The organism is Streptomyces sp. NBC_00376 (assembly GCF_036077095.1).
Lineage (GTDB): Bacteria > Actinomycetota > Actinomycetes > Streptomycetales > Streptomycetaceae > Streptomyces.
This window is the reverse complement of record NZ_CP107960.1, coordinates 5,027,097-5,041,585: the sequence shown is the minus strand read 5'-3', so window position 1 is coordinate 5,041,585 and position 14,489 is coordinate 5,027,097. Positions and strand designations below refer to the sequence as shown.

The following is a 14,489-nucleotide window of genomic DNA, read 5'->3' as shown; positions in this document are numbered from 1 at the left end:
CGCTCCGAGGGGTGGGGTCAGAGGGTCGGATTGCCCCCTGCCCCCGCCCCCGCCCCGGGGGGTCAGCCGCGCGGGTAGCGGGCCAGCCAGCCCGGTGCGGCGGCCGACGGGCTGTGCAGGGCCGGGCCCTGTGTCATCTCCATGGCGAAGTCGTCCGCGAGCTCCAACACCGTCGGCCTGCCCTCCAGTTCGGCGAGCCAGGCGGGCGGCAGCGCGGTCTCCCCGTGCAGCGCGCCGAGCAGCGCCCCGCACAGGGCCCCGGTGGCGGCGGAAGGCCCGCCGTGGTTGACGGCCAGCCGCAGCCCGTGACGTATGTCCTCGCCGACCAGCGCGCAGTACACGGCGACGGCGAGAACCTCCTCCGCCGCGTCCGTGGCCCCCAGCGACTCGATCAGGGCGGGCCCCGGAATGCCCTGGCGCACGGTGCCGAGGGCCTGCTTCAGCGCCTCGGTGACCGGTTCGTGCCCCGGGCGCTCCGCGAGCAGGGCCAGCGCGTGCTGGCCGGAGCCGTCCAGGGTCTCGCCCCGGGCCAGGCCGTGCACCATGACGGCGAGGGCGCCCGCGGAGAGCAGCGCGGTGGGGTGGCCGTGGGTCTGGGCGGCGCACTCGACGGCGAGTTGCAGGACGAGCTGGGGCTCCCAGCCGACGAGCAGCCCGAACGGTACGGACCGGGTGAGGGCGGCCGAGTCCCGTGCCTGGGGGTTCTTGGGCTGGTCGAGGGTGCCCATGGTGGTGTCGCCGAGCCCCGTCAGGCATTCCCGGGTCGGGCCGCGGCGGGCGTACAGCCACTCCTGCCGGGCCAGCCAGCCGTTGTCCTCGCGGCGCTCGTCGGGCCCCCAGTCGTGCTGGGTGGCCGCCCACCGCAGATGGGCCCGGTGCACATCGGTGGGCGGGTGCCAGGCCCCGATGTCGCGGCGGACCTGGGCGCGGATCAGCCCGTCGACGGTGAAGAGGGTGAGCTGGGTGACGGCGGTGACGGTGCCCCGTCCGCCGAACGCGGGTACGAGGTCGGTGACCGCGTCGGCACCGTGCGCCGCCCGGATCTCTTCGAGCGTGAGCCCGTCGACCCCTGCCCCGAGCGCGTCCCCGATGGCACCGCCCAGCAGCGCGCCGCGCACCCGGCTCCGGAAGTCCTGCTGCTCGACACGGCCCCACACAGCCGTGGTCCCTGTGCTCACCGTGTCCCTCCCCCGTCGGCCGGCGCACCGGCCGACCTGCGACTGCGCAGCACTGTAATGGAACGGGAACGGCCGGTAGAGAGAGCGGAACCGAGTACGCGTGGGTATGTGAGCGGACGTCCCGCAGGTCGTTTTTGACCGTCACTTCGACATACCGTCACTTCGACATGATGAAGTCCAGTGCGTAGCCGGAAGCCGTCGTCCAGTAGGTGACGAGCTGGCCGTCGTCCGCGTACAGCGTGTCCACGGGCATGGGGACGTCGACCGGCTTCCCGGCACCGCTGCCGGACTTGCCGCCCTGGAGGCCGAGGGTGATGCTCTTCGCCTCGTACTCGTCCCTGGCGCCGCCGCTGACGAGCAGAGCGGCGTATGCCTCCTCTCCCGGAGCGATGGTGACCGGCCTCCCCGCGTCCGGGTCGCTGTCCTTGATCACCGGGACCGTGGTCCGGGCATCGGCCCCGAGCCGTACGAGGGGGTACCGGTAGAGGTCGCACTTCCTGTCGCCGGCGTTCTGGACGGTGAGCAGGAGGTGCCTGGCCTCCTTGCTGTCGGCGGGCTCCTTCACGGCGGAGACCGCGAGGTCCTCCGTGGTGCAGGCGGCGGTGGTCGCCTTGCCGCCGCTGTCACCCTTCCCCCCGGATTCGCCCGAGGTGCCTTCGGGTTTCGGTGCGCCCGTCTCCCCTGGCTTCACCGAGCCCGTCGGGCTCGTCGGGCTCGTCGGGCCCCGGCCCTTGGAGCCGTCCGAACCGTCGTCCCCGCCCGGCTCGCACGCGGTGGACGCGAGCAGTACGGCGACCACCGCGCCCCCGAGGGCGTAGGACCTCCATCCCCTCGGGTGCAGGCGGTCCTTGCGGCCCTTGCGGGCATGCGTACGCAGATTCATGGTGTCCCCCGTGGTCGGCCGCGAGCGGCCGTTCCCGACTGCCGATCGCACATCGCCGATCGCACATCGAGTCTGCCCCCGGAGCCATCGCCAACTTGCCCTCTTCTCTGGCATGTTGCCGAACAAAGACGGGGACGCAATCGTTCCGCAGGTACCCGCGTCCACTCCGATGAGTTTGCCCGGCCCGGGGAGTCTCACCATTACCGACAAGCACAGGAGAAGCACATGTCCCAGCTATTGAGAGTCCAGAACTTCAACGTTTCGAGCGATGGATTCGGCGCCGGTGAGAACCAGTGCCTGGAGCGTCCCTTCGGCGACGCCGATCCCGGGGCGATGTTCTCCTGGGCCGGGGCCACCGCGAGCTGGCCGATGCGCACCGACCCCGGCGGCAGCCGCGGCCTGGACGACTACTTGACCCGTGACTACGCCCGCAACATCGGCGCCGAGATCATGGGCCGAGGCAAGTTCGGCCCCCAGCACGGGCCCTGGGAGAACCTCGACTGGCGCGGCTGGTGGGGCGACAAGCCCCCGTTCCGCACCCCGGTGTTCGTGATGACCCACCACGAGCGCCCTTCGTTCACGCTCTCCGACACCACGTTCCACTTCGTCGACGCCGACCCGGCCACGGTCCTCGAACAGGCACGGGAGGCGGCGCAGGGCAAGGATGTCCGGCTCGGCGGCGGGGCCACCACCATCCGGGAGTTCCTCGACGCCGACCTGGTCGACACCCTGCATGTGGCGGTCTCGCCGGTGGAGATCGGATCCGGGTCACGGCTGTGGAAGTCGCCCGACGAGCTGCTCGACCGCTTCCACGTGGATGTCGTGCCCAGCGCGAGCGGCGTGACGCACCACCTGTTCTGGCGGAAGTGAAAGGAGGGGGCGGGCGGCGCCCCGCCCGCCCCCGTCACCTGGGCGGCCTCGGTCCGGCAGCACCGGCAGCAGCTCCGAGAGGTGCCCGTCGGACGCCGCCGCAACCGACACCCCCCTCGGGGACCTCCCCGTACGAGGACACCAGGGGTGTCCCGCACTGCGCATGTCTCGACTACGCCGAGGCGCCCGCCCCTGTCGCGCCGCCCTTGCCCAGATTCCAGGGCTCGACGGTGTACCTTCCCGGGCCGAACCGCTCGACCGCGTCAATGATCAAGTCAGCGTGAGCCGGCCTCCGCCGGCGCCAGAGGGAGTTTCCGAGCGAATACATCACAACCGTCCTCGGCCCGCCAATGGCGTTCGGCTGCCCCGGGAGTGCGCCTGCCTTCAGCACCAGCAGCAGGTAGCTCCGCCTGCTGTTGAACCGGACCTCGTCGATATCAGCCCAGCGCATCGTCGCCGTGCGGCCACGCCACACCTTGCTGATGCCCATTGAATCGATGCGCAGGGCCGGATATCGCGACGCAATGGCGATCAGCAGCAGCAGACTAACTACTCCTCCCATCGCCGGCAGTCCCGCATATCCGACGACGCCCACACTGCCCACGAGCTCAACGCCTTCACCCAAGATCAGCGCGCCGGCAACAAAAACCGCGAGTGCTTGCAAAAGCACCAGGCAGAGCATCGCAGCGAGGATCAGACCGAGGTAGAACCCGCCGCGGCGCGCCCGCTCAGCGGGGAGCAATAGCCCTTCGGCGGGACCGGGGAGTGTGGACATGATGTTTCCTCCATTGAGTCTCGGGCGGCGAGTGCACCTCTCACAACTCTCCGCGGCCAAGCCGATCGGCACCCAGGGCACCGCACAGGGTCCCCGTCGGCCGGCACACCGCCCGACCTGCCCGGCCCGCTCGGTGTGACGCACCACCATGCCTGTTCCGCGGAAGTGACACGAGGCAGCCGCCCTATACATACGCGTCGATGTGTTGACCGGAGACGGGGGCGAGGTCGAGATGGTCGGGATGAGCGCGGAGTCGTACGTGCAACCAGAGCTGTTCCAGGCGCTGTTGACGATAGCGGTCTGCGCACTGGTCGCGCGGTTGGTGTCGCTTCCGCTGCTGCTCCGTTCGCAGCGATCGCTCCGGGAACGGGAGGCCGACGCCTTCTCGGGTGCTCCGGGCGGTGGGGTGAGCCGGGTGACGTGGTCGGCCGAGCAGGCGGTCGCCGTGGTCCTGGCAGTCGTGCTGACGGCGGTCCTGCCCGTAACCAATGTCCCGTTCGAGCTCCGGGGTTTCGCGAATGCACTCTGGGCGGGCAACCCGCTCGATGTGGGCGGCTGGGTCCTCGCCATGGTGGGCTGGGGCCGCATCTACCAGTGGGGGCCGGATATCGGCATCACGGTTTCCGTCTGTCTGATCCTGTGTCTGCTACTGCTGCTGCGGTTCCTCACCCGTCGGAATCTGTTGACGTTCGGCATGCCGCCGGGGCTGTGGGCGTCTTCGCGTACCCGTAAGCGGCTGGTCATCGGCTCTGCCGTGTCCGTGATCCTGCTGGTCTCGGTGGTGCCGATGGGGGTGGCCGTGGCGGCCCTGGTGTTCCAGGCAGTCGCCTTCGCCGCCGGCTTCCGGTACCGCCCCCCGGCCGCCCTCACCGGGCCTGCCCTGGCCGCCGCCCCGGCGTGCCTCACCAGGCCGCCCCGTACGCCCCAGGCATCCATGCCGCGCCGACGACCCCCGCCGCCGCCCCGCCTTGCTCGGCCTGCTCACCCAGGGCCCCGGACACACCGCACCGGACCAGCGAGCGATCCGCGAAGAGATCACCCGGGGCTGGCAGACCCTCCCGCAGGTCTGAGACCGACCCTCAGTCCGGCAGTACCGGCAGCAGCTCCGGAAGGTGCCCGTCGGACGCCGTGGCCGCCGCCACCCGCTCCTCGGGGACTTCCCCGTACAGCGTCGTACGCGGCTTCGCCGGCCGGCCCGCGAGTTCCGCGATGGCGATCAGGTCCTGGATGGAGCGGTACGAGCCGTAGCTCGACCCGGCCATCCGGGAGATGGTCTCCTCCATCAGGGTGCCGCCCAGGTCGTTGGCGCCCGAGCGGAGCATCTCGGCCGCGCCCTCCGTGCCGAGCTTGACCCAGCTGGTCTGGATGTTGGTGATGTGCGGGTGGAGGAGCAGCCGGGCCATGGCGGTGACGGCCCGGTTGTCGCGGTCGGTCGGGCCGGGGCGGGCGATGCCCGCGAGGTAGACCGGTGCGTTGGTGTGGATGAACGGCAGCGTGACGAACTCCGTGAAACCGCCGGTCTCCTGCTGGAGACGGGCCAGCGTCCGCAGGTGGCCGAGCCAGTGGCGGGGCTGGTCCACGTGCCCGTACATCATCGTGGAGGACGAGCGCAGGCCCACCTCGTGGGCGGTCCTGATGACTTCGAGCCAGGTCGCGGTCGGCAGCTTGCCCTTGGTGAGGACCCAGCGGACCTCGTCGTCCAGGATCTCGGCCGCCGTGCCGGGGATCGAGCCGAGCCCGGCCTCCTTCGCGGCGATCAGCCAGTCACGGATGGACATCCCGGTGCGGGTGGCGCCGTTGACGACCTCCATCGGCGAGAAGGCGTGCACATGGATGCCGGGCACTCGTTCCCGTACCGCCCTGGCGATGTCGAAGTACGCGGTGCCGGGCAGGTCCGGGTGGATGCCGCCCTGCATGCAGACCTCGACCGCCCCGACGTCCCACGCCTGTGCGGCCCGGTCCGCGACCTGGTCCAGGGAGAGGGTGTACGCGTCGGCGTCGGTGCGCCGCTGGGCGAAGGCGCAGAAGCGGCAGCCGGTGTAGCAGACGTTGGTGAAGTTGATGTTCCTGGTGACGATGTAGGTGACGTCGTCGCCGACCACGTCGCGCCGCAGGGCGTCCGCGATCCGGCAGAGTTCGTCGAGCGCCGGGCCGTCCGCGTGGAGCAGGGCGAGCGCCTGCTCGTCGGTGAGCCCGGTCGGGTCGTCGGCCGCCTGGCTCAGCGCCTCGCGCACATCGCCGTCGATCCGGGACGGCACCATGCCGGGCGCGGCGGCCTCGCGCAGCGCCTCCCAGTCCCCGTACACCTCGTCGAAGTCCTCGCGGCGGTCTCCGGTGCGGCCCTCGGTGTCGATGGTGCGGTGCAGGTCGGTGCGGCCGGTGGCGCCGAACTCCTCGTCGGGCTCCTGCCAGGGCAGTCCGGCGGGGGTGGCGTCCTCGCGGGCGAGCCCCGTCTCCGGGTCGGCGAGAGCGCGGACGTGCGGGAGGAGGCGGGGGTCGAGCCACGGCTCGCCGCGCCGGATGAACTCCGGGTAGATGGTGAGCCGCTCCCGCAGCACGAAGCCCGACTCGGCGGTCTTCGCGGCGAGTTCGTCGATGTGCGGCCAGGGGCGCTCGGGGTTCACATGGTCGGGGGTGAGCGGTGAGACTCCGCCCCAGTCGTCGATCCCGGCGCCGATGAGCAGCGCGTACTCCGCGTCGACGAGGTTCGGCGGGGCCTGGATGCGGGCGGACGGGCCGAGGATGTGCCGGGCCACGGCGATGGCGGCGGCCAGCTCCTCCAGCTCGGCGTCCGGCATGCCGCGCATCGCGGTGTCCGGCTTGGCGCGGAAGTTCTGGACGATGACTTCCTGGATGCCGTGGTAGGCGCGGGCGGTCTTGCGCAGCTCGAAGAGGGAGTCCGCGCGCTCCTCGTACGACTCCCCGATGCCGATCAGGATGCCGGTGGTGAACGGGACGTTGGACCGCCCGGCGTCCTCCAGCACCCGCAGCCGCACGGCCGGCTCCTTGTCCGGGGACCCGTGGTGCGGGCCGCCGGGCTCGGACCACAGGCGGGTGGCCGTCGTCTCCAGCATCATCCCCATGGACGGTGCGACGGGCTTGAGCCGCTGAAGGTCGGTCCAGCTCAGTACGCCCGGGTTGAGGTGCGGGAGCAGCCCGGTCTCTTCGAGCACCCGGATCGCCATGGCGCGTACGTACGCGAGGGTGTCGTCGTACCCCTCGGCCTCCAGCCACTCCCGCGCCTCGGGCCACCGGTCCTCGGGCCGGTCCCCGAGCGTGAACAGCGCTTCCTTGCAGCCCATGGCCGCGCCCTCGCGGGCGATGGCCAGCACCTCGTCGGGTGAGAGGAACATCCCGTGGCCCGCGCGCCGCAGCTTGCCAGGCACGGTGACGAAGGTGCAGTAGTGACACTTGTCGCGGCAGAGCCGGGTCAGCGGGATGAAGACCTTGCGCGAGTACGTGATCACCCCCGGCCGCCCCGCGGCTTCCAGCCCGGCGTCCCGCACCCGGGCCGCCGAGGCGGCGAGGTCGGTCAGGTCCTCCCCCCTCGCCTGGAGCAGGACGGCGGCCTCGGCCACATCGAGAGCGACACCGTCACGGGCCCGCTTGAGGGCACGCCGCATGGAATTGGTCGTCGGACGTCCGCGCTGAGGATCGGTCATGAACCCGAGCATACGAGCGGGCCCCGCGCCCGGGACCAGGGCATCTGCCCCCGGAGCTCGGGCGGCTCCCCGGCGGGCCCGCGCCGTGCGCGTACCGACGGACTCGGCTTGACCCTCACGTTGCGTGAGGCCGGAGGGTGGGGTGCATGAGCGACTACTACAACGCGTTCGAGATGAGTCCCGTGCCCACCCCCGGCCCGGACGCGGTTCCGCCGGAGCTGTTCCGTGGCATCTATGGAATGCCCGCGTTCGCGACGATCCCCACGACCGATCTGGCGGCGTCGGTGGACTTCTGGATTCGTGGGCTCGGATTCTTCGAGCTGTTCAGCATCCCCGGCACCCTCGTGCATCTGCGCCGGTGGGCGTTCCAGGACGTGCTCCTTCTCCGGGCGGAGAGCGTTCCGGATGAGCCGCCGGCGATGAGCCTCAGTTTCTCGTGCGTGCTCAGCCAGGTCGATTCCCTCGTCGAGGCCTGTCGTGCGCTGCGCCCGGACTCGGTCGACGGTCCACGGGACACCCCCTGGAACACCCGCGACGTGGAGGTGATCACCCCCGAGAACGCACGAATCGTTCTCACTGCGGCAAAGCCCTTCGATCCGGCCAGTCAGGAGGCTCGGAACCTTGAGGCCATCGGGATCACCCCACCCGGCGCCGGTCACGGCGACAATCAGGAGCATGCCTGATGCCACTGACGCCGACGGTCTGCCCGTCGGTCAGGTCTCGACGCGCCTGGGCGTGACGGTCCGCGCGCTGCACCACTGGGACGAGATCGGTCTCGCGCGACCGTCGCTGCGCACGGCTGCCGGATACCGGCTCTACACCGCTGGTGACCTGGAACGCCTGCACCGCGTCGTCGTCTACCGCGAGATCGGTCTCGGCCTGGACAGGATCCGGGCCGTCCTGGACGACTCGACCGCAGACGTACCTGGCGCGCTGCGCGCGCAGCGCACCCAGGTCGCGGAACGGATCGAACGCCTCCAGCAGCTCGGCGCCGGACTGGACCGGATGATCGACGCCCACGAGCGCGGCCTGCTGCTGACCGCGGAGCAGCAGGCCGCGATCTTCGGCCCCCGGTGGGACCCCGACGGGCCCGCCCGAGCCCGTCAGCGCTGGGGAGACACGACGCAATGGAGGCAGTACGCCGAACGCTCCGCCTCCCGCGGCCCGGAGGAATGGCAGGCCATCGCCGAAGCCGTCGCCGCCCTCGACCGCGCCCTCGGCGACGCGATGGACGCCGGCGTCACACCTGGCAGCCCGGAAGCGAATCAACTCGTCGAACGGCACCGCGAAGTCTTCGCCTCGTACTTTCCCCTCACCAGGCAGATGCAGGTCTGTCTCGGCCGCATGTACGAGACCGATCCGGCATTCGCTACCCACTACGACGGCATCCGCACCGGCCTTGCCACGTGGTTCCGTCACATCGTCGACGCCGACGCGCGCGCCCACGGCATCGACCCCGACACCGCGACCTGGGAGTAGGGCGCGGGCCCGGATGCGTCCGTCAACGGGCGGCACGGCACGGGGAGTTCAGGTCAGCTCGTCCGCGAGCAGATCCATCAGCAGACCGTCCTGCCAGGCGCCCGTCCGGTGGTTCCGCCAGTACGCCCGCATGATTCCCACGGGTTTGAACCCGACCTTGCCGTAGCACCGGATCGCCGCCGAATTGGCCGCGGCGGGATCGATGGTCAGCCGGTGATGGCCGCGTTCCCCCACCAGCCACCGGGCCAGGGTGCGCACCGTGTCGGTACCGAGGCCCTTCCCGTGGTGCCTCGCCGTCAGGAAGATGTCGATGCCCGCGTGACGGAACTCGGGATCGTTCTCCTCGTTGAACTGGACGGCACCGATGACCTCGCCCTCGAAAACGACGGCCAGCATGCGCTCGTAGCCGTCCGGGGGCGACCACCACGCCGCGACTTCCGGTTCCCTCACGACCCTTTCGAGGATCGCACCATCACCATCGGCCACCGGCCGCAGCACGACCTCGTCCCCACGCAGCTCCATGCGCTCATTCTTCCCGAGAGGTACGGAGAACGCCGAGGCAATTCCGTCCAGCTCCCGGCCACGGAACGCGGCCGGGCCCGCCGGAACGCGCCGGCGACCCCGCGGGCCCGTCTTCCCGCCTGTCTCCGCCTGGATCAGCGGCACAGCGCCGTGTCGACGGCGGCCTCCACCCGCTGGGAGGCTGCACCCGTCGGGGCGGTGGTCACCGCGATGCCGGCGGCACGTCCGTCCTCCGTGACGCCTCCTCGTGTCCGGTATCCCAGGGCGGTTCCGCCGTGACCCCAGTAGACGCCGCCGCATGACAGCGGTGTGCTGGTCAGGCCCAGTCCGTAGCGGACGCCGGGGCCACGTGCCTCTGCGGGGACGGTGGTGCGCATCTGGGCGAGCTGGGCCGGGGGCAGGAGTTCGCCGTCGAGGAGGGCGCTGTAGAAGCGGTTGAGGTCGCTGTTGGTGGACACCAGAGCACCCGCGGCCCACCCCATGGACATGTCCATGGTGGTGTAGTCGATCAGAGGTCCGTCGTCCGTTTCCCGTTCGTAGCCCTTGGGGTGGGGCTCGTGGAGGGTCGTCTCTCCGGGCTTGGGGAAGTAGGTGTGGCGCAGTCCGATGCGGTCGACGATGCGCCGGTCGATCTCCTCGCCCACGGGGCGGCCGGTGACCTTCTGGATGATCAGGCCCGCGACCAGGTAGTTCGTGTTGCTGTACTCCCACTTCGCGCCCGGGGAGAAGTGGGCCTCCTGCTTCAGGGCGCCGTCAAGCAGGTCGCGCGGCTCGAAGTACCGGTACCGGACGGCGGGGAAGTCCGCGAAGATGTCGGATTCCATGTATTCGGGCAGGCCGCTGGTGTGCTGGAGGAGCTGGCGGACGGTGATGTGGCGTCCGTCGATCCCCTCACCGCGCAGCAGGCCGGGCAGGTAGGTGTCGACAGGGGCGTCCAGGGCGATCTTCTTCTCGGCGACCAGCTGCAGCACGACCACGGCCGTGAACGCCTTGGTGTTGCTGCCCGCCCGCACCTGCCCGTCCTTCGGTACCTTCGCCCTGGTCCTGAGGTCGCCGACACCCGCGGTGTAGTGACGCGTCCGGCCCTCACGGTCCGTGACGCTCGCCAACGCGGCAGGCATCCGGTCGTCGAGCACCAAGGCGTTCAGGCTGCTCTGAACGGCGTCCGGCCTGGCGGCGGAGGCCGCGGACGGCACCAGCGCACCCGTGGTCATGACGGCCCCGGTGAGCACGGTCACGGCCATCAACGCCTTACGCCGGCCACCTCGCGAAAGCGTGGGACGAAACCTCGGCGATACACGTGCGTACATGGAACAACTCCTGTCGTGACAGTGAAGAGCGATCGAAGCGTGAGTCGGTACGCGCCTCGGTGACGGTGGCGGATTCCGACTCCGGGACCGGATGCGGGCTCTTGCGAGATGTGGGGCAAACTCGGACGGGCCGTCGCTCCGGTGACCTGGCGACGCTTGCGAGCACGGGCCCGCCGGGGTATCGGTCGCCGCTCCCGCGAGCGGGAGCGGCGACCGATACCGTCAAGCGCCGGTGGCGGCAGGGGCCCGCCCACCGGCCCGCCCCGCCCTCATCGGGCGTCTGCGGCCGCGGTGCGGGAGCGGCGGCTTTCCGGTTGGGTCAGTGAGGGTTTCAGCGGCACAGGGTCGTTTCGACGGCGGTCTGCGCGTGCTGTGCGGCGGCGGCGTCGGTCGGGATGGCGGTCAGTGCGATGTTGACTGCACGACCGTCCTCTGTGACACCTCCCAAGGTGTCGTATCCCGGAATGGTGCCGCCATGGCCCCAGTACAGGCCGCCGCACGGCAACGGCCTGCTGGTCAGGCCCAGTCCGTAGCGGACGCCTGGGCCGGCCGCGTCTGCGGGGACGGTGGTGCGCATCTGGGCGAGCTGGGCCGGGGGCAGGAGTTTGCCGTCGAGGAGGGCGGTGTAGAAGCGGTTGAGGTCGCTGTTGGTGGAGATCACCGCACCCGCGGCCCAACCCCAGGACGGGTCGAGTTCGGTGACCTCGCGCCAGGGCGAGTCGGCTGTGTCCCGGTGGTAGCCCTTGGGGTGGGGCTCTTGGATGGTCATGTCTCCGGGGGTGGGGAAGTAGGTGTGGCGCAGTCCGATGCGGTCGGCGATGCGCCGGTTGATCTCCTCGCCCAGCGGGCGGCCGGTGACCTTCTGGATGATCAGGCCCGCGACCAGGTAGTTCGTGTTGTTGTACTCCCACTTCACGCCCGGGGCGAAGTGGGCCTTCTGTGCGAGTGCGCTGTCGAGGAGCTCGCGCGGCTCGTAGTACCTCTGCCGATCTTCGAGGATCGCGCGCGTGTCCACGTATTCGGGCAGGCCGCTGGTGTGCTGGAGGAGTTGGCGGACGGTGATGTGGCGTCCGTCGATGCCTTCGCCGCGCAGCAGGCCGGGCAGGTAGGTGTCGACAGGGGCGTCCAGGGCGATCTTCTTCTCGGCGACCAGCTGCAGCACGACCACGGCCGTGAACGCCTTGGTGTTGCTGCCCGCCCGCACCTGCCCGTCCTTGGGTACCTTCGCCCCGGTCCCGAGGTCGCCGACACCCGCGGTGTAGTTACGTATCCGGCCCTCGCGGTCCTCGACGCTCGCCAGCGCGGCGGGCATCCGGTCGTCGGCCACCAAGGCGTTCAGGCTGCTCTGAACGGTGTCCGGCCTGGCGGCGGAGGCCGCGGACGGCAACAGCGCACCGGTGGTCATGACGGCCCCGGTGAGCACGGTCACGGCCAGCAAGGCCTTACGCCGGCCACCTCGCGAAAGCGTGGGACGGAACCTCGGCGATACACGTGCGTGCATGGAACAACTCCTGTCGGTAGGGGAACAACATCAGTGGGTCAGGGAGAGGTGGTCGTGGTGCGACGGGCCTGCCGGTGGCCCGGCCTGGTGGCGGCCCTTGGAGCGTCCCGGGCGGACCGGCCACCACGTGGCCCGGCCCAGGAGCGCGACGAGCGCGGGTACCAGCACGATGGAGATGACGAAGGCGGAGAGCATGATGCCGAGCGCCGTCGCGAAGCCGATCTGCTGAGTGCCGGGGTTGGAGTTGGCGCCGAGGCTGCCGAAGGACGCGGCGAGGATGACACCGGCCGTGGCGATGGCGGGAGCGGTGTGGCGCACGGCGCGGGCGACGGCGGCGCGGGCCGGCCCCGGCCGGTCCATCTCTTCGCGGATGCGGTCGCTGATCAGGATGTTGTAGTCGGTGCCGAGGGCGACGACGAAGAGGAACAGCACCAGCGGCAGGACGAAGTCGACACCCGGCCGGTCGAGAAGGTGCTGGAAGAACAGGGCCGATGCGCCGAGGGTGGCGGCGAAGCCGAGACCGACGGCGAGCATGAGCACGACCGGGGCGAGCAGGCTGCGCAGCAGGACGATCAGGATGAGGGCGATCAGCGCGGCGGCGACCGGGAACACGGTCTTCAGGTCGTGGTCGACGGCGGTGGAGATGTCCGCGAAGATCGCGGCCGTACCGCCGACATGGGCCTGCGCACCAGGAGGCGTGTGGTCGGCGACGGTGTCACGGACGGGGCCGGACACAAGGTCGCGGGCCTGCTGGCTCTGGGTGTCGACGGTGAGGTAGACGTCGATGCGAGCCGCGGTGCGGTCCTTGTTGAAGAGGGTCTCGCCGACCTGGCCGACGCCGTTGACCTCGGCCAGGGCCTTGGGTATCGCGGCGAGACCTTGGGCGGTCAGCGCGCCGCCGTCCTTCGCCGTGATGTAGACCGTGGCCGGATCGGATACACCGGCAGGCAGAGAGCGGGCGATTTCGGTGGCGGTGACAGCCGCCGGGGTGTCCTGGGTGCCGGGCGTCTGGCCGTAGTCCATCCGCATTCCGACGAGTCCGGCGGCCAGCGCGCCGAGCAGCGCGACGGAAGCGACGATCAGGGTGAGCGGGCGACGGGCGACCAGATCGCCGACGCCGGCGGCCGTGCCGGCGCGCGGCTCGTGCCTGAGCGAGCGGGAGGGCCAGAACATTTTGCGTCCGGTGACCGCGAGCAGCGCGGGCATCAGGGTGAGGCTGGCGAGGAGCATGACGAGTACCGAGACGGCGATGGCGGGGCCGAGCACCCGGAACTGCCCGAAGGTCGCGACGCCGAGCGTGGCGAAGGCGGCGACGATGGTGAGCGCTGCCGAGGTGATCGCCGTGCCGACCCGAGCGCTGACCTCCGCGGACACGGTGCGTGCCGGCAGGTCGGGGTGGGCCCGCAGCTGTTCGCGGAAGCGGAAGAGCAGGAACAGGAAGTAGTCGACGCCGATGCCGATCAGGACGACGCCGATCATGCTCGGAGTGGAGGCGTCGAGGTTGATGCCGGTGAGCATCGAGGCGCCCACGACCACGCCCCCCGCCGCACCCCCGATGATGGCGACCGCGATCAGGGGGACGAAGGCGGCCAGTGCGCTGCGAAACACCAGAATGTTGATCAGTACGATCAGACCGACCATGAGGGCGCCGACGACCGTCGTGGTGGTCTTCTCCGCCTCGGTCGTGTCGACGAGGTCGGCCAGGCCGCCGGTGAATCCGGTGCGCATCCCGGCATCGGCGAAATCGTCCTTCGCCTCGTCGCGGAAGGCCTGGTAGAGGTCGTGCATGCCGGGGTCCGTGATGTTGCCGGTCAGCTGCGCGGAGAGCAGCTCGAAGCTGCGGTCCGGCGCGACCATGGCGGGACTGACCTTCGGGGTCTGGGAGTAGTCCTCGAACATGAACGCGGGCGCGTCGTCCTCGCGCTCGGGCATTTCGACGCGCTGGCGGCCCAGCTTCTCGGCGACCTCACCGATGCGCTGCTGGTCGGCCTGTGTGAGGGGCTTGCCGTCCTGCCTGCCGACGAGCACGGTGACCGCGTTGGCGTCGGACTTCACCCCGAACTTCTCCTCGGCGACCTTCAGCGCGGCTGCCGAGTCGTACTTCGCGGGCAGGAAGTCCCCGTTCTGGGTCTGCGTGACTTTGAAGACGAGCGCCTGGCTGAGCAGGGTGAGGAAGATGCCCACCACCGCCCAGAGGGCGATGATCTTCCATGGGTTGCGGGTGGAGAACCCGGTCAGGGCGCGGATCACGTTCTTCTCCAACGGTGGGTGGGATGCGGCGTTTTCGACACAGGAAAAGCTCACCACCG

At 70.5% G+C, this 14,489-nt stretch carries 11 protein-coding genes; 3 read left to right on the top strand and 8 right to left on the bottom strand.

The genetic code is table 11. From position 1 onward, the window contains the following. Positions 1-62: 62 nt before the first annotated feature. Positions 63-1,178: an ADP-ribosylglycohydrolase family protein gene (locus tag OG842_RS22825; protein WP_266732141.1), complete on the bottom strand. Its 1,116-nt coding sequence runs from the start codon at positions 1,176-1,178 to the stop codon at positions 63-65. 157 nt (positions 1,179-1,335) lie between these two features. Next, positions 1,336-2,061 carry a DUF4232 domain-containing protein gene (locus OG842_RS22820; RefSeq protein WP_266732140.1) on the bottom strand — a complete coding sequence of 242 codons (726 nt, stop codon included), beginning with the start codon at positions 2,059-2,061 and terminating at the stop codon, positions 1,336-1,338. A gap of 225 nt (positions 2,062-2,286) precedes the next feature. Between OG842_RS22820 and OG842_RS22815 the strand changes: the two genes are divergently transcribed. Beyond that, positions 2,287-2,931 carry a dihydrofolate reductase family protein gene (locus OG842_RS22815; RefSeq protein WP_266732138.1) on the top strand — a complete coding sequence of 215 codons (645 nt, stop codon included), beginning with the start codon at positions 2,287-2,289 and terminating at the stop codon, positions 2,929-2,931. A gap of 172 nt (positions 2,932-3,103) precedes the next feature. Here the strand turns inward: OG842_RS22815 and OG842_RS22810 are convergent, their stop codons facing one another. Both OG842_RS22810 and OG842_RS22805 read right to left on the bottom strand, forming a co-directional pair. Next, positions 3,104-3,706: a PH domain-containing protein gene (locus OG842_RS22810; protein WP_266732137.1), complete on the bottom strand. Its 603-nt coding sequence runs from the start codon at positions 3,704-3,706 to the stop codon at positions 3,104-3,106. 1,079 nt (positions 3,707-4,785) lie between these two features. Next, entirely contained in the window at positions 4,786-7,368 is a 2,583-nt protein-coding gene (locus tag OG842_RS22805; protein ID WP_266732135.1) for a bifunctional FO biosynthesis protein CofGH, read from the bottom strand. Positions 7,369-7,514: 146 nt separating this feature from the next. Between OG842_RS22805 and OG842_RS22800 the strand changes: the two genes are divergently transcribed. Both OG842_RS22800 and OG842_RS22795 read left to right on the top strand, forming a co-directional pair. After that, positions 7,515-8,051 carry a VOC family protein gene (locus OG842_RS22800; protein WP_266732134.1) on the top strand — a complete coding sequence of 179 codons (537 nt, stop codon included), beginning with the start codon at positions 7,515-7,517 and terminating at the stop codon, positions 8,049-8,051. Continuing rightward, complete coding sequence (locus tag OG842_RS22795) at positions 8,044-8,847, top strand: MerR family transcriptional regulator (protein WP_266732133.1); 804 nt, start codon at positions 8,044-8,046, stop codon at positions 8,845-8,847. The genes OG842_RS22800 and OG842_RS22795 overlap by 8 nt, the downstream gene beginning before the upstream one ends. Positions 8,848-8,895: 48 nt before the next feature. Here the strand turns inward: OG842_RS22795 and aac(6') are convergent, their stop codons facing one another. From aac(6') to OG842_RS22775, 4 genes are all read right to left on the bottom strand, one after another. Beyond that, on the bottom strand, positions 8,896-9,369 hold the full coding sequence (aac(6'), locus tag OG842_RS22790) for an aminoglycoside 6'-N-acetyltransferase (RefSeq protein ID WP_266732131.1): 474 nt from the start codon (positions 9,367-9,369) through the stop codon (positions 8,896-8,898). 134 nt (positions 9,370-9,503) lie between these two features. Continuing rightward, positions 9,504-10,613 carry a serine hydrolase domain-containing protein gene (locus OG842_RS22785; protein ID WP_266732129.1) on the bottom strand — a complete coding sequence of 370 codons (1,110 nt, stop codon included), beginning with the start codon at positions 10,611-10,613 and terminating at the stop codon, positions 9,504-9,506. Positions 10,614-11,010: 397 nt separating this feature from the next. Beyond that, positions 11,011-12,117, bottom strand: a complete 1,107-nt coding sequence (locus tag OG842_RS22780) for a serine hydrolase domain-containing protein (RefSeq protein ID WP_443063997.1) — start codon at positions 12,115-12,117, stop codon at positions 11,011-11,013. 93 nt (positions 12,118-12,210) lie between these two features. Beyond that, the gene (locus tag OG842_RS22775) at positions 12,211-14,430 is read right to left on the bottom strand and encodes an MMPL family transporter (protein ID WP_266732128.1); all 2,220 of its coding nucleotides are present in this window, start codon (positions 14,428-14,430) and stop codon (positions 12,211-12,213) included. Between the last annotated feature and the right edge of the window lie 59 nt (positions 14,431-14,489).